Annotated in this window: 14 protein-coding genes; 5 read left to right on the top strand and 9 right to left on the bottom strand. The window is 40.2% G+C overall.

Annotation, left to right across the window (positions count from 1 at the left end):
* The first annotated feature begins 551 nt into the window (after window positions 1–551).
* Window positions 552–3,260, top strand: a complete 2,709-nt coding sequence (secA, locus tag AAGD16_RS01405) for a preprotein translocase subunit SecA (RefSeq protein WP_377113180.1) — start codon at window positions 552–554, stop codon at window positions 3,258–3,260.
* 70 nt (window positions 3,261–3,330) lie between these two features.
* Window positions 3,331–3,729, top strand: a complete 399-nt coding sequence (gene mutT / locus AAGD16_RS01400; RefSeq protein ID WP_016899312.1) for an 8-oxo-dGTP diphosphatase MutT — start codon at window positions 3,331–3,333, stop codon at window positions 3,727–3,729.
* 108 nt (window positions 3,730–3,837) lie between these two features.
* On the opposite strand, the gene AAGD16_RS01395 is transcribed toward mutT, so the two are convergent.
* The 3 genes from AAGD16_RS01395 to pmbA all read right to left on the bottom strand — a co-directional run bounded on the left by AAGD16_RS01395 (window position 3,838) and on the right by pmbA (window position 8,099).
* Window positions 3,838–5,910, bottom strand: a complete 2,073-nt coding sequence (locus AAGD16_RS01395) for a M13 family metallopeptidase (RefSeq protein WP_016899313.1) — start codon at window positions 5,908–5,910, stop codon at window positions 3,838–3,840.
* A gap of 239 nt (window positions 5,911–6,149) precedes the next feature.
* Window positions 6,150–6,629: a DUF721 domain-containing protein gene (locus AAGD16_RS01390; protein WP_013463884.1), complete on the bottom strand. Its 480-nt coding sequence runs from the start codon at window positions 6,627–6,629 to the stop codon at window positions 6,150–6,152.
* Between the two features lie 120 nt (window positions 6,630–6,749).
* Window positions 6,750–8,099 (bottom strand): metalloprotease PmbA, encoded by a 1,350-nt coding sequence (gene pmbA / locus AAGD16_RS01385; RefSeq protein WP_013463883.1) that lies wholly within the window; start codon window positions 8,097–8,099, stop codon window positions 6,750–6,752.
* Window positions 8,100–8,244: 145 nt separating this feature from the next.
* Here pmbA and yjgA point away from each other — a divergent pair, with 145 nt between their 5' ends.
* Together yjgA and hemN are read left to right on the top strand one after the other, a co-directional pair.
* On the top strand, window positions 8,245–8,769 hold the full coding sequence (yjgA, locus tag AAGD16_RS01380; protein WP_013463882.1) for a ribosome biogenesis factor YjgA: 525 nt from the start codon (window positions 8,245–8,247) through the stop codon (window positions 8,767–8,769).
* Window positions 8,770–8,885: 116 nt separating this feature from the next.
* On the top strand, window positions 8,886–10,259 hold the full coding sequence (gene hemN / locus AAGD16_RS01375) for an oxygen-independent coproporphyrinogen III oxidase (protein ID WP_013463881.1): 1,374 nt from the start codon (window positions 8,886–8,888) through the stop codon (window positions 10,257–10,259).
* A gap of 72 nt (window positions 10,260–10,331) precedes the next feature.
* Here the strand turns inward: hemN and AAGD16_RS01370 are convergent, their stop codons facing one another.
* From AAGD16_RS01370 to AAGD16_RS01360, 3 genes are all read right to left on the bottom strand, one after another.
* Entirely contained in the window at window positions 10,332–10,847 is a 516-nt protein-coding gene (locus tag AAGD16_RS01370) for a DUF2489 domain-containing protein (protein ID WP_013463880.1), read from the bottom strand.
* Window positions 10,848–10,859: 12 nt separating this feature from the next.
* Window positions 10,860–11,444, bottom strand: coding sequence for a Der GTPase-activating protein YihI (gene yihI / locus AAGD16_RS01365; RefSeq protein ID WP_013463879.1), 585 nt, complete (start codon window positions 11,442–11,444; stop codon window positions 10,860–10,862).
* A gap of 732 nt (window positions 11,445–12,176) precedes the next feature.
* Window positions 12,177–12,809, bottom strand: a complete 633-nt coding sequence (locus AAGD16_RS01360; protein WP_013463877.1) for a cytochrome c — start codon at window positions 12,807–12,809, stop codon at window positions 12,177–12,179.
* Between the two features lie 281 nt (window positions 12,810–13,090).
* Between AAGD16_RS01360 and yihA the strand changes: the two genes are divergently transcribed.
* Entirely contained in the window at window positions 13,091–13,747 is a 657-nt protein-coding gene (yihA, locus tag AAGD16_RS01355; protein ID WP_013463876.1) for a ribosome biogenesis GTP-binding protein YihA/YsxC, read from the top strand.
* Here yihA and AAGD16_RS01350 read toward each other — a convergent pair whose 3' ends face one another.
* The 3 genes from AAGD16_RS01350 to polA form a co-directional block, all read right to left on the bottom strand.
* The gene (locus tag AAGD16_RS01350; protein ID WP_013463875.1) at window positions 13,748–14,266 is read right to left on the bottom strand and encodes a DUF1285 domain-containing protein; all 519 of its coding nucleotides are present in this window, start codon (window positions 14,264–14,266) and stop codon (window positions 13,748–13,750) included.
* On the bottom strand, window positions 14,263–14,850 hold the full coding sequence (locus AAGD16_RS01345) for a YceI family protein (RefSeq protein WP_013463874.1): 588 nt from the start codon (window positions 14,848–14,850) through the stop codon (window positions 14,263–14,265). The genes AAGD16_RS01350 and AAGD16_RS01345 overlap by 4 nt, the downstream gene beginning before the upstream one ends.
* A gap of 500 nt (window positions 14,851–15,350) precedes the next feature.
* Complete coding sequence (gene polA, locus AAGD16_RS01340) at window positions 15,351–18,086, bottom strand: DNA polymerase I (protein ID WP_377113169.1); 2,736 nt, start codon at window positions 18,084–18,086, stop codon at window positions 15,351–15,353.
* Window positions 18,087–18,457 lie beyond the last annotated feature (371 nt).

The raw sequence follows: 18,457 nt of genomic DNA, 5'->3' as shown, positions 1-18,457 counted from the left end.
CTAAAAATAATATTAGCAAACGCTGGTTGCAGAAGATATTAACACACGCTTTTTTTGCAATTAGTAATCTCTTTAATGATACCGCAACCATTCATTACATACCTGCAGATAAAGCGTATGACTTAAGTGACTTATCGAGAGTAATATATAAAACGATTGCTCAATTTAAGCTTTAAAAAACGATGGCTGCTAACAAGGTGTTTAAGGGTGAAATTTAAGCGCTTTGCTCTTGTTTTTAATTTATTCAGCACCATATCTTTAGGGTCTGTTTATCTGCAGTTTTAATCAAGTTTCGTTACATAACGCTATTTTTATGAGCGAGATCTCATTTTTCTGTTTTAAATGAAGATCTTTTTATTGAGGTAGTTTGATGTTTAGCAGAGTCTGGTATAGTAGCGCAGGTAATAAACAGTGCTTTTTAAGCAGCTTAATACAAAATTGCTAATTAATGTGTCCTAAAGGTTAATTTAAAGAATACATTAATTATCAATTGTAAAAAATGGGTTAGCCGATGCACGGCTAGCAAAAAAACACATTGTAACGGTTTTATCATGATATCTAATTTATTTACCAAGATTTTTGGTAGTCGCAATGACCGCACTATTAAAAACCTAAGAAAGACGGTCGCACTGATCAATGCACTTGAAACGCAGCTAGAAGCGCTTTCAGATGAAGATTTAAAAGCTAAAACAGCCGAGTTTAGAGAGCGTTACGATAACGGACAAAGCTTAGGCGATATTCTACCAGAAGCATTTGCAGTGGTACGTGAAGCATCAAAACGTGTAAACGGTATGCGTCATTTCGACGTGCAGTTATTAGGTGGTATGGTTTTACACCAAGGTCGTATCGCAGAAATGCGTACCGGTGAAGGTAAAACACTCACAGCGACACTGCCGGCTTATTTAAATGGTCTAACAGGTAAAGGTGTTCATGTCATTACCGTGAATGACTACTTGGCCAAACGTGATGCTGAAACCAATCGCCCATTATTTGAATTTTTAGGGTTAACCGTAGGCTGTAATGTTCCGGGCATGATGCCACAACAGAAAAAACAAGCTTATGCAGCTGACATCACTTACGGTACCAATAACGAATTTGGTTTTGATTACCTGCGTGACAACATGGCATTTAGTATTGATGAGCGCGTACAACGCCCATTATTTTATGCTGTAGTGGATGAAGTGGATTCAATCCTTATTGATGAAGCACGTACGCCACTGATTATTTCTGGTCCCGCTGAAGATAGCTCTGAGCTATACACTGAAATAAATACCATCGTTCCTCTACTTGAATTACAAGAAAAAGAAGACGAGGAAGGAATTGAAGGTGATGGCGATTTCACCATCGATGAAAAATCTAAGCAAGTTCATCTTACTGAGCGTGGGCAAATAAAAGTTGAAGAGTTACTTACCGAGCGCGGCCTAATTGAAGAAGGTGACTCACTATATTCAGCAGCGAGCATTACCCTACTTAGCCATGTTTATGCAGCTCTTCGTGCGCACAAGCTTTATCAAAAAGATGTTGACTACGTTATTAAAGAAAACGAAGTCATCATTATTGATGAGCACACAGGTCGCTCTATGGAAGGACGTCGTTGGTCAGAAGGTTTACACCAAGCTGTAGAGGCAAAAGAAGGTGTGAAAATTCAAAACGAGAACCAAACATTAGCCTCTATTACGTTCCAAAATTACTTCCGCTTGTACGAAACGCTAGCAGGTATGACAGGCACAGCCGACACAGAAGCGTTTGAGTTTCAGTCTATCTACGGTTTAGACACTGTGGTTATGCCAACCAATAAACCAATGATCCGCGATGATCGCGCTGATTTAGTTTACTTAACTCAAGAAGAAAAGTACGAAGCGATTTTAGCAGACATTAAAGACTGTCAAGAACGTGGTCAGCCGGTACTTGTAGGTACTATCTCAATTGAAAGCTCTGAGTACTTATCGCAGTTTTTACGCAAAGAAAAAATTAAGCACAACGTACTTAATGCTAAATTCCACGCACAAGAAGCAGACATTGTTTCTGATGCGGGCTTACCAGGCACAGTCACCATTGCCACCAACATGGCCGGTCGTGGTACCGATATTGTACTTGGTGGTAATTGGAACAGCGAAGTTGAAAAACTTGAGAACCCAACTGACGAACAAATTGCTGAAATAAAAGCAGCATGGAAAATTCGCCATGATGCGGTAATTGATGCTGGCGGCTTACACATTATTGGTACTGAGCGTCATGAATCACGTCGTATTGATAACCAGTTACGTGGTCGTTCTGGCCGTCAAGGTGATGCCGGTTCAAGCCGTTTCTACCTATCGATGGATGATGCGTTAATGCGTATTTTTGCCGGTGAGCGCATGACTAACATGATGCGTAAACTAGGTATGCAACGTGGTGAAGCCATTGAACATCCATGGGTAAACCGCGCAATCGAAAACGCCCAGCGTAAAGTAGAAGCACGTAACTTTGATGTGCGTAAACAGCTACTTGAGTACGATGATGTAGCAAACGATCAACGTCGTGTTGTTTATTCTCAACGTAACGAATTGCTTGAAGAAGGTGATATTTCAGAAACGATTACCGCTATCCGTGGTGATGTGCTCGCGGGTGTGATTGATCAATACATTGCCCCACAAAGCTTGGCTGAAATGTGGGATATCCCAGGGCTTGAAGAACGCTTAAAACAAGACTTCTTGATTGAGTTACCACTTTCGCAGTGGTTAGCTGATGACAATAAACTGTACGAAGAAAAACTGCGTGAGCGTATTGAAGAAGCGGTTGAACAAGCTTACAAGCAAAAAGAAGAAATGGTCGGCGATTCTGTACTGCGCCAGTTTGAAAAAGCCATTATGCTTCAAAGTCTTGACCAACATTGGAAAGACCATCTTGCTGCAATGGATCACTTACGCCAAGGTATTCACTTACGTGGTTATGCACAAAAGAATCCTAAGCAAGAGTACAAACGTGAGTCGTTTGAATTGTTCTCTGAAATGCTAGAAAACTTAAAAGTCGATGTCGTCGGTATTTTAAGTAAAGTGCAAGTTCGCGCCGAAGAAGATGTTGAAAAAGTAGAAGAGCAACACCGTAAAAGTGAAAATGCCCCTCGCGAATATCAACATGAAGAAGCAGAGCATGTAGGTGGTGAAGCACCACAAAGCGCTCAGGTTATGGCGCGTAGCGAGCCAAAAGTGGGTCGTAACGATCCATGTCCATGTGATTCAGGTCAAAAATACAAACAATGTTGTGGTAAATTAAAATAACACCACTTTGTTACGTTAGATAAAAAGCGACGCTTGCGTCGCTTTTTTTATGCTATTTAAGGGAGAGGTAATGACTAAAGTAATCATCAATGTTGCTGTGGGTGTAATTAAAAAAAATAACAATGTGTTTATTTGTAAACGTGCAGATGAACAGCACCAAGGTGGCTTATGGGAATTTCCAGGCGGAAAAGTTGAAGCCGGAGAAAGTGTTTTTCAAGCACTGAAGCGTGAATTATTTGAAGAAGTAGGACTGACTATTCATAGCTCAAGCGAACTTGTCACTATAGAGCACGACTATGGCGATAAATGCGTACGACTTAATGTACACGTGGTCAGTAACTTTAATGGTCAAGCTCATGGCGCAGAAGGGCAACCAAGCGAATGGGTAAGTATAGACGAACTTGATAACTATGATTTTCCTGCAGCCAATGTCGAGATTATCAGCGCCATAAAAACGAAATATAGCTAGTTTTATCATCAGGTATAAAAGTAACTAAAAAGCCAGTGGGCATCATGCTCACTGGCTTTTTATTTTGCGATTAGTGGGGCTAACCGCTTAAGCTAATTTCAGCTTAAATTACCAAATTTTTACGCGATCTTCAGGCTTGATATACATTTTATCGCCCTCTTTAACATCAAACGCTTGGTAAAATTCCGGCATGTTCGACAAAATACCAATCACGCGATAATGACTCGGTGAATGTGAATCGGTCATTAAACGATTGCGCAATGCTTCATCACGGTATTTACGACGCCAAATTTGCGACCAGCCCATAAAGAAGCGTTGGTCGCCCGTATAGCCTTCAATAATGGGCGCTTTAGAATCACCCAGCGATAATTGATACGCTTTATAAGCGACGGTTAAGCCGCCTAAATCACCAATGTTTTCACCCAGTGTCAGCTCACCATTAACGCTGGCATCTTCAAACGGTTTATATTGATTATACTGCGCAACTAAGGCAGCACTTCGCTCTTCAAACTGCTTAAGGTCTGACTCGCTCCACCAATTACGTAAATTGCCATCACCGTCGTATTTTGCACCTTGGTCATCAAAGCCATGGCCTAACTCATGGCCAATAACCGCACCAATAGCACCATAGTTAACCGCATCATCTGCTTCTAAATTAAAGAATGGAGGCTGCAAAATCGCCGCAGGGAATACTATTTCGTTATTCACTGGGTTGTAGTAAGCATTCACTGTTTGTGGCGTCATATGCCACTCAGAGCGATCAACTGGCTTACCTAATTTAGCAATCATATCTGCATAAGCCCACTCACTGTAGCGAATATAGTTACCTACTAGTTCATCAGGATTAATTACTAAATCTGAATAATCTTTCCATTTATCTGGGTAACCAATTTTAGGCGTAAACTTATCCAGCTTTTCTTGCGCCGCAACTTTTGTTTCAGGGCTCATCCACTCAAGGTTTTCAATTGCCACTGAATAGCCTTTAATCACGTTATCAACTAATTCTTCCATGCGCGCTTTCGCTTCTGGCGGGAAGTTCTCTTTAACGTAGACTTTACCTAAAATTTCACCCAGTACACTGTTTGATGCATCAACGGCTTGCTTCCAAAGTGGCGCTTGCTCTTCAACACCGCGCAATGTGGTGCTGTAAAAATTAAATTTCAAATCCACTAAGTCTTTATTTAGCAACTGCGCGTAATTACTAACGAAATGGAATTTTAAGTAGTTTTGCCAAACCGATAAGTCTGTATTTTTGAAAATGTCTGCAAATTTTTCAAAGTAACTTGGTTGGCGCACAATCAACTCTTGGGCATCAACACCAACGGCTTCAAAGTAAGCACTTAAATCAAAATCTCCCATTAACGTGTTAGCTTCAGCTACTGACATTTTATTATATGATTTTGTTGCATCACGACTTTGTACCCGACTCCACTGTGCATCAGCAAGTGTCGTTTCAAGGGCAAGTATCGCTTTGGCTGCATCAGCGGCATTATTAACGCCAGCTTTAGCTAAAATATCGGTAATATAGGTTTGATATGCCGCGCGAATTTTTGTGAATTTTTCATCATCTTTTAAATAATAATCACGGTCAGGTAAACCAAGTCCCGCTTGATAGGCATAAAGCGCATTTTCACTTGAGTTTTTAGCGTCATTATTAACATACCAGCCAAAAGGAAGATCTCCGCCTTTAACTTGTAGCTGTGCCATCAGTGTGACCAACGCGGCTTTATCTTTTACTGTATCAATGCTTTTAATAGCTGGCTCAAGTGGTAACATCCCTAACTCTTCACGAGCATTTTCAGCCATGTAGCTAGTATAAAATGCGCCGATCTTATATTCATCTGAACCTGGCTTTGCGCTGCTATTGGTACTGGCATTTTCTAGTACTGTTTTCATTGCTTTTTGCGATTCATCATATAACTGTGAGAACGACCCATAGTTTGACTTATCGCCAGGGATTTCAGTTTTTTCTAACCATTTACCGTTTACGTGGTAGTAAAAATCATCCTGTGCACGAACACTTTTATCGATATTTTGTAAATCAACACCTAAGGCACCAGGGGTTGCTACCGGTGCGGTTACTGTTGTTGCTTCTGCTTGCATTTCTTGTGGCTTTTCGCCGCAACCAACCAAACCTAACGCCAATGCAATACTGGCGGCAGTCATTGTTATTTTTTTCATAAGAATTCCGTATATTAATTAGAATAAATACGCATTTCATTAAGATTTGATAACTCAAAAAAACAACAATAGGATGCAGTCTATTATCTGCTTAATGAAATACGCATCAGCTACAACCTAATTTAGGAAGTACTAACTAGGCATCATAAACCTGATTTAAATAACAATAAAATCGAATATGTAACAAAGTATTTTAAAGCCAGCAAAACAAACCGAGCAAGGTGTTAAATGGTATTTAATTAAGGTTTATTTTTACCATGTAAAGCTAAGCGTTGAAGCTTTTCTTTTAATGACGGTGGAGCAGAATCGGCGATCGCATTTAAATAATCAGCCGTTTGTTCACTCATTTTAAGGGAGTTCGTTGGTTTGCCATCAGCCACTTTAAGTCGAGTGCTTAACCGTTGAGTTGCCTGTGGATTGGCAGTAATTTTTATTTGCCCAAGCTCGGCCATACCCGCGGCTCTAAAATGCGATTGCATGTCCATTTTTAAATAATTAAGCCTAAGGGCAATAGGTGCAGAAACGGCTTCTATCATTAAGGTGCCGTCACGGTAATTACTTACTCGGCACTTTTCACCTAACTTAGGGCCTAAGAAATCGCGCAACAATTGTTGCTGTGTATCCAGTGCTTGGCTTTTTCCCGCATAGGCTGCTAAGCGGTTGTTCAGCCCAGCCATAATATCGGTTAACGGTTTTGGCGCATATCTATCTTTAGCCATATCACACCTTAGAAACATCAAAAGAAAGCTTGCTTAAATTAAGCTTAAATTAAGCTTAATTTAAGCAAGCAAAGTGGGTTTATACCAATTCACTGAAATAAATATTATTGCGGATGGGTATTAAGCACCTGCTACTTGCATTTGTTCAATCAGTACTGAACCAGTCTGAATCCCGCCGCGACGCTCTATATCGCCACCTATAGCGGAAATACCTTTGAACATATCTTTTAAATTACCAGCAATCGTAATTTCGCTTACTGGGTATTGTATTTCCCCATTTTCAACCCAAAAACCAGCCGCACCGCGAGAGTAGTCACCGGTTACGGTATTCACGCCCTGCCCCATCAATTCTGTAACTAATAAGCCCGTACCCATGGTTTTTAATAATGCAGTTAAATCTTGATGCGTCTGTTCTACTAACCAATTATGAATACCGCCAGCGTGCCCTGTTGGGGTCATATTCATTTTACGTGCAGCATAGCTTGCTAATAAATACGTTTGTAACTCGCCACCGTGAATTATTTCTCTGTCGAGAGTTTTAACCCCTTCGCTATCAAATGGCGATGATGCTAAGCCTTTAAGTAAGTGCGGACGCTCTGAAATATTAACGGTTTTGCTAAATACCTGCGTGCCTAAGCTATCCAATAAAAAGCTGGATTTACGATACAGTGCGCCACCACCAATTGCTGATACCAAATGGCCAAACAATGAATTAGCAATATCGGCTCTAAAAATAACCGGCACTTTCATGGTGCCTAGTTTTTGGCTGTTTAGTTTTGCTAGGGTTTCTGCTGCAGCTTCAAGTCCAACACTTGCAGCATCTTTTAACCCCGCTTGATCGCGAGAAATCGTGTAGGCTGAGTCGCGCTGCATATGCTCGCCCTCTTTACCTATCACCATAGTGCTTATGCTGTGGCGAGTACGTGGAAAGCCGGCAATTAAACCATGGCTGTTACCATATACTCGCAAACCTTGATGCGATGAAAAGCTAGCGCCATCTGAATTCACAATTCGCTCATCGGCGTTTAATGCGGCTTGCTCTGCGGCATGACATAAATCAATCCCTTGCTCTGGGCTTACATCCCAAGGATGAAACAAGTCTAGATCTTTAGGGGCAAACTCAAGCAGTTCTTTATCAGCAATGCCATTACATGGATCGTCTGAAGTGAATTTAGCAATATCGATGGCTTTTTCGACCACAGCACGTAATGTTTTAGGATTTAAATCAGCCGTTGATGCCGAGCCTTTGTTATTGCCAACATACACGCTAATACCTAAACCACCGTCTTGATTAAACTCAATGGTTTCTACCTCCCCCATGCGCGTACTTACCGACAGCCCCGAAGTGCTAGACATAGCAGCTTCTGCAGCGGTAGCACCTAGTTTTTTAGCATGTTCAAGTACTTCTGATACAGCGTCTTTTACTTGAGAGATTTGCGAATAAATTGGATCTTGGTGTTGGCTTTTCATAAATTCTGTCCTGAGCCCTGAAGGCCATATTGCACACATTTTTTATATTTAAATGCTAACACACTCACTGCACCACATCAGCTAATATTAATCACTAAAAGAATCGCGTATAATAGATGAAGTTATTTTTATTTAAGAGCACCCCATGGCGAAGAAAAAAGGCAAGCCTGCTGAAATTGAAGAAGAAATTATATATGTATCAAAAAGTGAACTTAAGCGCGAAGCGCAAGAGTTTCATCAGTTAGGATCTGAAATTGCCAAAATGGGTAAAAAGCAGCGTGAACGCCTGCCGCTCAATGATGACTTAAAAGAAGCAATGGTGGTTGCTGATAAAATAAGTAATAAAAGTGATGCTTACCGCCGACATTTAAATTACATCGCAAAAACCCTTCGTACAGTAGAAAATATTGAAGAAATTAAAGCGATCATTGATGTCATGCTTAATAAAAATAACCAAGCTGAGGTTATGATCAAAAAAATTGAGCAACTGCGCAGTGATTTAATTGAACAAGGCGATGACTTAATCAACGAAACAATTGAACAATATCCAGCTCTTGAGCGCCAAAAAATGCGCCAAATGGTGCGTAATGCTGCCAAAGAAGTAAAAGCCGAAAAACCAGCGAGAAGCTACAAAGAGTTATTTCAGTACTTAAAAGACGCCATAATGTAACGCAGCCGCGTTATATATTAAAAAGGTGCTGCGGCACCTTTTTTTGTTGTAGATCAAAACCTCCTCCTCTTTGCTTTTTTACAATACGCAGCAACTTAAAAGATAAGGTGCGCGTGATGATTAAACTTCCTCAATGGGATCAAACTTTAATAAACAAATACAATGTATCGGGCCCGCGTTATACGTCTTACCCGACCGCACTTTCGTTAGCTGATGGTTATCAGCAACAAGATTTGATTAGCGCTATTGAATCATCGCAAACCCGTTCGTTGTCTTTATATATTCATATTCCTTTTTGTAGTCAGCTTTGTTATTACTGTGGCTGTAATAAAGTCATTACTCGCCACCAATCTAAAGCCGATACCTACCTAGACTTTTTAGCTAAAGAAATTGCAGCACAAGCGCCGCTGTTTCAAGATTATCGGGTTGAGCAATTACATTTGGGGGGCGGCACACCAACTTTTTTAACCGCAGCGCAAATGACGCGCTTAGTAACGCTACTAGAGCAACACTTTAACTTTAGCGATACCTGCGAGCGCGGTATCGAAATCGACCCTCGCTCACTGGCTGACAATATGCTGGTTGATTTAAGCGAGTTGGGGTTTAATCGTGTGTCATTTGGTATTCAAGATTTTAATGATCAGGTTCAGCTGGCTGTTAATCGCCCTCAGCATGTTGATGAGGTAAAGCAATTAATTACCCAAGCAAAACAGTTGGGCTTTAAATCAATTAATGCTGATATGATTTATGGCCTGCCACTACAAACACCTGAGAGCTTTACACAAACGATTGAGCAACTTATTGCCTTAAACCCTGACCGCGTTTCAGTATTTAACTACGCTCATTTACCAGAACGTTTTGCCGCCCAACGTAAAATTAAAGACGCCGATTTACCTAGTGCGCATAATAAGCTCACCATGTTTAAAAATACCCTAGAGCAAATGACGCAGGCGGGCTATCAATTTATAGGTATGGATCACTTTGCAAAAGTTGATAATGAGCTAGCCATTGCACAAAATACGAATCAGCTGCATCGTAATTTTCAAGGCTACACCACTCATGGCGAGTGCGACTTATTGGGCTTAGGTGTCTCGTCTATTTCACAAATAGGCACAGCGATATTACAAAATAAAAAAGAGTTAAAACATTATTATCAAGCAGTTGATGAGCAAGCAGGCAGTGCCATTAATAAAGGCATGCATTTAACCCAAGATGATCTTATTCGCGCCGATGCGATTAAGCAGCTTATTTGCCAGTTTGAGCTTGATATGAGCGTATTCGCTAACAGACATAAAATCAGCTTTAATGACTACTTTCAAGATGCTTTAGAGGCACTCGCACCATTAATTGCCGATGAAATGGTAACAATAGAAAACAACCTAATTAGCGTAACACCAAAAGGGAATTTATTTATTCGTATTATTTGTATGTGCTTTGATGCGCATTTACAAAAACAGATAAATGCCACTCGCTTCTCACGCGTTATATAATTTAAAACTAGCACGCATAAAAAAAAGCAGACCAAGGTCTGCTTTTTTTATATATGCCGTAAAATCTAAGCGCTAGTTAAAAACCACGTTTTCGCTGCCTTGGGCTGCTTTAAACTCAACAATAATTTTTTTACAGTCAGCTTCAATTTCATCACTCAGTGATTCTTCTGCGCGCCAGCGCGCCGTGTCTTGCTTAAAAATTTCTTTTTTAGCGTACTTTTTGCGCGAATCATGGGTTGGCATTTCTTTTACCACGTCGTACATTTTATAAATACCCGGGTATGCACTCGTTAGGTCGCGCTCAGTATCAAAACTATATTGCGACATAAGCACCCAAATACGTAAGCACCCCTCAGAGTAATCACATTGCTTTTCATTCATAGCACGTGCAATTAAATGAATACTATCGGCTAACTTCGCATTACGCTTTAAACGCGACTGTTTTAGCTTTTGCTGTTGCTCTGTCTGTTTTTTGCTAATTAGCTTTTTTTGCACATTTAGCTTATAGAGCAACTGACCCGCATAAAATGCCAAGCCCGCTATAATAGCAGCACCTACAACTAAGGCTAAGATCACTGCTGTACTCATTGCGTGTCCTTATTACTTATCTTCGTCGTCATCTAGCCATTCATTCGCTAGATCGTTTGATAGGTATTGATCAAAGTCTGAATTACTGTCTTCATCGCTGAAGTCATCTTCAAACTCTTCTTCATCTTCAATGCCTAATAATTTACAAAGCACTTGGTGACGCGCTATGCGGCTATTAAAGTATTTTGCATCTTTACCCGTTAGCATTTCACCTTGCTCATGACGCTCAACTAATTTAAGTAAGCGCTCATCATTTTCAAGGGCTTCTAACTCTTGTTCAGGCGTTAATTCTGGTTCAACAGCCTTTTTAAGCTCTGCTACAGGTTTAAGGTTACGTTTCATTTCGATTTTTGGTTCAGCAGCAGGTGCAACCAATGGCACTGCTTTTTTACTACCAACGCGTTTATCTTTAGCAGCCGAACCTGCTTTTTGAGTGTCATTACTCAATGCATCCGGTGCATTACGTGAACCAGGCTTAGCGCCCTTAGTTTTTTTAACACGTTGCTCTTTCAATGCGCGCATTTCTTTAAGCTTATCTTGACTTAAACGAACGGGACCATTTGATGGAATTTTACGTGACTTTTTCTTTCTACTCATATCTTGATCGTCTCACTTAAGAGGTTTTGAGCGAGGCGCAACTCAATGGGCATCGCGGTGCTGGCCTAGCCAGGAGAATTCAGTTTGGGCGTTTTGCGCGCCAAAGCACAGTTAAGGTGCTTTTTTTAAACGGGGGGTATTGTAACAGGACAAATAAAAAGGCGGTAGAGAAAACATCTCTACCGCCTACTAATCTGAGCGCCATTATATGGACACTTCTCCCTTCGACTTTTTAGTCTTTATTGTTTTTATTATTATTTTCTATCCGTATTTTTATTATTTATCTTCCGTGTAGCATTCCATTTTGTTTTTATTATTAAACTTCCATGAGTATTTTATTATTTTCGGTCTTCCTAACACTTTTTTGATATTTCCTTTGGTAGCACACTCTATGTGCTATTCAGTCGTGCCGCGCTACTATCCTTATAACGTTTTCCTATTTGTTATTGTTTTTGCGACAGGGGTTAATTTACTCGTTAATAATTTTGTTACAACTAATTTATATCTTTTTTCTTGTACTACATATGACAAAAAACACTAAAAAATATAAATTACAATAAGTTACATTAAAAAATAAAAATAAAATGAGATTTTTCTTACACCAAAGTATGGTCAATGTCTTACAAGAGAAGGAGCTTTATCGGTCACGGCAGGCACAAAAAAAGCAGCTAAAGCTGCCTTTTTCACTAATTAACATTATATTATGTTAACAACATCTAAATAAATACGACTTTAGTGTAGACCACCAAGGTATTTAGAGAGTGTTTCAATGTCTTTATCTGTTAGTTTCTTTGCAATGTCCTGCATAACACCATTTAGGTCGTTATTACGAACACCATCTCTGAACTGTTCAAGTTGTGACTTGATGTATTCTGGATGTTGGAAAGAAATCTTTGGGAATTTAGCAAGTGAAGAGCCATTACCACGTGGACCATGACAAGCCGCACATGATGGGATACCGCGCTCAGCATCACCTGCTTTATATAACATTGCGCCTGTTTCTTGAACATCTTTCGGTGTAGCACCTTCAGACATGTTCAAAGAAGCAAAGTAAGCAGCCAAGTCTTTCATATCTTGATCACTTAATGGCATTGCCATACCGCTCATTACTGGATTCATACGACCTTCTTTACCGCCCGAAGTCATACCTAATTTAAATTCAGTAAGTTGCTTGTATATGTAATCTGCGTGTTGGCCTGCAATTTTTGGGTAGATGTTAACCGGCGCATTACCGTCTGGGCCGTGACAAGCCGCACACGTTGCTGATTTTTCTTTACCTGCGTTTACATCGCCATCAAATGCTGTTGCGTTGCTTGCTGACAACGCACCAAGCAATATAGTTAAAGATAGTGCTATTTTTTTCATGGTGAATTCTCTGTTTCCGACCCTGTATCATCTACAATATGGATGTTGTGATTTTTATATTCTACACGATATTAAATTCTCTGGCACGTTTTCTACACACATTAAACCTATAAATTATAGGGTTTTGAGTAAAATTAAACGCTAAGCCAGTTAAAATGTACTGTCAGCAATGATCTTACATGCTCAAATACACTTTTTAATAGCTACTTTATAGTATAAAATACGCGCCACGGGTGAATTTGGTTTACCCAATGTTATTTTTTTAAGTTTTAGGAGAGCCTGTGCTCAAATCTCGTATCAAGTATAACACTGCGTCTTTTGTTACAAGCGCGCCAGACATCACTAAATTACCTGCTGATACGGGAATTGAAGTCGCGTTTGCCGGTCGCTCTAATGCAGGTAAATCAAGTGCGCTAAATGCCCTAACCGATCAAAAGTTAGCACGAACCAGTAAAACACCCGGCCGTACTCAGCTGATCAACACCTTTGAACTTGCCGATGTAGATAATATGCGCCTAATTGACCTACCTGGCTATGGGTTTGCAAAAGTGCCGATTGAAATGAAAAAGAAATGGCAAAAATCGCTAGGCGAATACCTGCAAAAACGTCAAAGTTTAAAAGGTATTGTGGTATTAATGGATATTCGTCATCCATTAAAAGATTTAGACCGCGACTTAATTAATTGGGCTGTAGGCAGTGAAATTCCGGTATTGGCACTATTAACTAAAGCCGATAAGCTAAAGCAAGGTCCGCGTAAATCACAAGTTCTTAGCGTACGTCGTGAGTTAAGTGAATTAGATGGCGATATTACGGTTCATGCATTTTCATCACTTAAAGGCACCGGCTTACCAGAAGTCGCTAAAAAGCTAGATGAGTGGTATTTAGGCCCAATCGTGGCCGTTCCACCTGCTGATTTAGTAGCGCCAGATAGCGAATAATTACTGTAAGTAAAATTTCTGCTGTGCGGAGGTAATAAAATAGCCGAGCTCATCTGTTTCGGCTATTTCAGCCCACTGATAAAACACATTTCGCGCAACTCGCGCAAAGCAGCCGTAGGGTAACTGCATATAAGGCACAGCCGCACCTTTGTAGTCATTGATATAAAGTGACTCAGAACGACTTAATAGCCATGTGCGGTTTAAGTTATCAATACAACAAATAACACTTCCCTCTGATGTCTTTTCACTATGCCAATTTACAATAATAAAAGGCGCATCCTTCACCTCAATCGCGATTTTTTCTACGGGTGTTTTTAAGTAAAACTGCCCATCTTCGTTGCATAATACACTGGCAAAAAGTTTCACCATTGATTGACGGGTAATTTCACTACCTGCGTAAAACCATTTACCTTGCTCATCAATCAATAATGGTAACTGCCCGCAGTGAGCGGGCTGCCATTGTTCAAAAGGTTTGCTTGGCTCGCTGAGTTGCTTGCTAAGCTCGTTAAGTGAAATCACTGTTTTTTAAATGTCAGTGCAAAAGTAACTGGCACGGCAGTAGCAATTGAAGGTAATCCGGCTAATTTTTGTAACTGCATTACCCCTTCGGTGATCTTAAAGTCATCACTGTTGATAATGATAGGAGTGAATGATGCCACACTTAAATCTCCATTGGCCGCACTGCTTACGAGTACATCAACAGCAAGTGGCTTTTTATGACCATGAAAGTCTAGCTCAGCGCTAATACCTTTTAATACGTACTGCCCTGGTTGCTTAATAAGTGACAACTTATCAGATAAGTCAGCGGTTAATACTGCGTTTGCAAACGTGTCAGACTCAAACAATATCTTACTTAAACGTTCGTTACGGATAGGGATAAAGGTTTCGGCTGAGGTTAAATCAACGTTTACGCTAAATTGACCCTGATCGCTCAGCTGCCCAGCTAACTGAGTAAAGTGACTTGCTTCAGCAATGCTATTTTTTTTAATTGATACAAAACTTAATTGGCTTTTATCGTTCAATAGTTGCCAGTTTGCCGATGCAGCACCTGAAACTAGTAAACATGATAAAGATAAACCTGCGATAGCTAACGTTTTAAACATAATGCACTCCTAAAATAAAAAGACTTATACCGGTAAAAATAATACTTTGATCAGCCCAGCTGAAAATCATTAGTTACTGTGTGGTAAATCGAAAATGCTAAGTAGACTGATGGTATCACTTGAAACGCTAAGTGCAATTAGAGAATAAATTTAACGCTTGGATGCAAGGCAATAAAAAAACGGCCCATCAAATATATGATAGGCCGATATAGCAAACTGGGGAGAAGCTATTAATACGTTGCATCTTACGATGCATCATCAACAGGATGTCCTACAGGATGAGGACGGGCGGCACTTTACCAAAAGCAAGTGTAAAAATACAAGCATATTATTGATAATCGTAGCGAATTGACGAACCTCTAACGATTTAATACAAACTGCTGTTTAATTTAACTTTTTTTTAACCTGCAAGATAAAGAAAAAGCGCCTAGCGGCGCTTTATGATTCTCTTTTTGGACTCTGTATTTGGCCTATATTAAAACCAGTACAGTAGCGCTAAATTAGTGTGCTTGTTCCCAGTTATCACCTTCGTCAGCTTCAACAATAAGTGGTACATCTAACTGCGCCGCTTGTGACATCAGCTCACAAATCTGTTTGGTATATTGCTCAGTACATTCTGTTTTAATCTCAAATACCAATTCATCGTGTACCTGCATGAGCAGCTTAACTGTATTAGGTGCTTGCTGATTAACCCAAGTATGCACGCTTAACATCGCTTTTTTAATAATATCAGCCGCAGTGCCTTGCATCGGCGCATTAATTGCTGCGCGCTCAGCGCCTTTGCGACGAGCACCATTACGCGCATTTATTTCTGGTAAATGTAAGCGACGGCCAAAAATTGTTTCTACATAGCCATTTTCGGCCGCTTTTTCACGCGTTGTTTCCATGTACTCTAAAACACCTGGAAAACGCTCAAAATATTTATCGATATAATGCTGCGCTTCATGGCGTGGTACATCAAGTTGACGTGCTAAGCCAAATGCCGACATGCCATAAATTAAGCCAAAGTTTACCGCTTTAGCTTTACGGCGCATATCTGATGTTACATCTTCAAGCTCAACCCCAAATACTTCAGCAGCCGTGGCACTGTGAACATCTAAGCCATTAGCAAATGCGCTTAGTAATCCCTTATCTTGCGAGAGATGCGCCATAATACGCAGTTCTATTTGGCTGTAATCGGCAGCCACAATTTTATATCCATCTGCGGCAATAAACGCTTCACGAATACGACGTCCTTCCTCTGAACGAATAGGAATATTTTGTAAATTAGGATCGCTTGAGCTTAATCGACCCGTTGCTGTTACCGCTTGGTGATAAGAAGTATGCACTCGCTGCGTGCGTTCATTGACTATCAAGGGTAACTTATCGGTGTAGGTTGATTTGAGCTTAGATAAACCACGATGCTCAATAATCACTTTAGGCAGCGGGTAATCGTGTGCTAACTCTTGCAGTACTTCTTCTGCTGTAGAAGGCGCGCCTTTGGGTGTTTTTTTGATAACGGGCAATTCGAGCTTTTCAAATAACAGCACCTGTAATTGCTTTGGCGAGCTTAAGTTAAACGGTTCGCCCGCGATTTCAAACGCTTCTTTTTCAAGCTCAAGTAATCGCTCACCTAAACGTTGGCTATGCGTGGCCAACATGTTGCTGTCGATAGCAACACCGGTGCGTTCAATATCAGAAATAACACTTACTAGTGGCATTTCTATATCTTCAAACACCGATTTTAGTTTTTCATCCGCTTCAAGTTTCGGCCATAACACTTGGTGCAAACGCAAAGTAATATCGGCATCTTCAGCGGCATAAGGCGCTGCTTTTTCAAGTTCTATTTGATTAAATGTAAGCTGCTTTTTACCTTTACCAGCAATATCTTCAAAGCTAATATTTTTGTGGCCTAAGTATTTAAGCGCCAACGAGTCCATATCATGACGGGTGCCTACGCTATTAAATACATAAGACTCCAGCATAGTGTCGAACTTAATACCATTTAATTCGTAGCCTGCATTGGCAAGCACGCTTTTATCGTATTTTAGATTTTGACCTACTTTAGCTTTATTTTCGTCTGCTAATATTGGCCCCAACTTTTGCATCACAAATTCAAGGCTTAACTGATCGGGCGCATCGGGGTAATCGTGTGCTATTGGTAAATAAGCCGCTTCCCCTGCTTTAACCGCAAAGCTCATACCGACCAATTGCGCTTTCATATACTCTAAACTGGTTGTTTCTGTATCAAAAGCAAATAGCTCAGCTTCATTAAGCTGTTCTATTAATGTCTCAAATTGGGCCTCAGTTAAAATAGTTTCATAGTGCGCATCTTCAACTTTTGGCAGCTCATTCTCTTGCGTTGGTACTGCTAAATGTGTGTCGGCATCTTTTGGGTTGTCTAGCAATTCAGCTAGCCAACGACGAAACTCACATTCACCGTATAAGGCAATTAATTCGTCTTTATTCGGTGTTTGTAATTTAAAAGTATCAAGATCAGATTCAACCTCAACATCACATTTAATAGTGGCAAGCTCATAGCTTAACGGTAAATGATCAATCGCTTTTGCCAGTTTCTCGCCTATTTTACCTTTTATATCAGAAGCATTATCAATTACGCCCTGAAGCGATCCGTACTTTTGTAACCATTTAACTGCTGTTTTAGGTCCACAACCCTCAACGCCAGGAATATTATCTACTTTGTCGCCCATTAAAGCTAAATAATCGATAATAAGTTCAGGTCCAACACCAAACTTTTCAACCACAGTTTCGGGATCTGAAATACTGTCGGTCATGGTATTAATCAAGGTTACATGCTCATTGACCAACTGCGCCATATCTTTATCACCAGTCGATACCAGTACATGACGTTGTTGCTCAGAGGCAATCCGTGCAAAAGTACCGATTACGTCATCGGCTTCCACGCCCTCAATACTAATTAACGGAAAACCCATTGCTTTGATAATACTGTGCAGCGGCGCTATTTGAGTACGCAGTTCATCAGGCATTGGCGGACGGTTCGCTTTATACTCACTGTACATATCATTTCTGAAGGTTTTACCTTTGGCGTCAAATACCACCACCATATGTGAGGGATCATATTGTTTGATCAAACTTTTAAGCATGTTTACCACGCCATAAATGGCACCGGTGGCCTCACCCTTAGAGTTCGTTAGATGTGGTGGTGAATGATAAGCACGAAACAAATATGAAGAGCCATCAACTAAAATAAGCGGGTTTTCGGGGATCTGAGCCATGGTAAAATTGGATCCTAAATACAAAAAAGTAATATGAGTGTAAGCATGCCATAAGGCAGTAAATAAAACGACTGTGAATTAATGTGAGTAATCGCGCTACATTTTTAGTAAGTTGTGGATAACTATGTAGATAACACCCACAGGCAATTCATCCGAAGCATCTTGAAATGCCTAGATAATTTGTAATTTATTGTTTTGTTTAAAAAAAGATAATTCGAGGTTCTTTTTTATTATTTTTTTATTAATGTGGAAAAAGCATTTATACCGTCACTGGTTTTATAACCCACCTTAATTATTTACGTCCATTTAAATAACTGGATGAGCATTCTAGCATAATGGATCAAAGATCATAGCGATCCTTTATAATTTTT

Origin of the sequence: Pseudoalteromonas sp. M58 (assembly GCF_042604605.1) — a bacterium.
GTDB classification, from domain to species: domain Bacteria; phylum Pseudomonadota; class Gammaproteobacteria; order Enterobacterales; family Alteromonadaceae; genus Pseudoalteromonas; species Pseudoalteromonas tetraodonis.
This window is presented reverse-complemented; position numbering and strand designations above follow the sequence as displayed.

What these genes read in the sequence shown, in the direction of transcription:
- AAGD16_RS01390 (WP_013463884.1), bottom strand. Translation starts at nt 6,629, where the DNA reads ATGGCTAAAGATAGATATGCGCCAAAACCGTTAACCGATATTATGGCT.
- yihI (WP_013463879.1), bottom strand. Translation starts at nt 11,444, where the DNA reads ATGAGTAGAAAGAAAAAGTCACGTAAAATTCCATCAAATGGTCCCGTT.
- AAGD16_RS01360 (WP_013463877.1), bottom strand. Translation starts at nt 12,809, where the DNA reads ATGAAAAAAATAGCACTATCTTTAACTATATTGCTTGGTGCGTTGTCA.
- pmbA (WP_013463883.1), bottom strand. Translation starts at nt 8,099, where the DNA reads ATGAAAAGCCAACACCAAGATCCAATTTATTCGCAAATCTCTCAAGTA.
- yjgA (WP_013463882.1), top strand. Translation starts at nt 8,245, where the DNA reads ATGGCGAAGAAAAAAGGCAAGCCTGCTGAAATTGAAGAAGAAATTATA.
- AAGD16_RS01345 (WP_013463874.1), bottom strand. Translation starts at nt 14,850, where the DNA reads ATGTTTAAAACGTTAGCTATCGCAGGTTTATCTTTATCATGTTTACTA.
- polA (WP_377113169.1), bottom strand. Translation starts at nt 18,086, where the DNA reads ATGGCTCAGATCCCCGAAAACCCGCTTATTTTAGTTGATGGCTCTTCA.
- mutT (WP_016899312.1), top strand. Translation starts at nt 3,331, where the DNA reads ATGACTAAAGTAATCATCAATGTTGCTGTGGGTGTAATTAAAAAAAAT.
- AAGD16_RS01370 (WP_013463880.1), bottom strand. Translation starts at nt 10,847, where the DNA reads ATGAGTACAGCAGTGATCTTAGCCTTAGTTGTAGGTGCTGCTATTATA.
- hemN (WP_013463881.1), top strand. Translation starts at nt 8,886, where the DNA reads ATGATTAAACTTCCTCAATGGGATCAAACTTTAATAAACAAATACAAT.
- secA (WP_377113180.1), top strand. Translation starts at nt 552, where the DNA reads ATGATATCTAATTTATTTACCAAGATTTTTGGTAGTCGCAATGACCGC.
- AAGD16_RS01395 (WP_016899313.1), bottom strand. Translation starts at nt 5,910, where the DNA reads ATGAAAAAAATAACAATGACTGCCGCCAGTATTGCATTGGCGTTAGGT.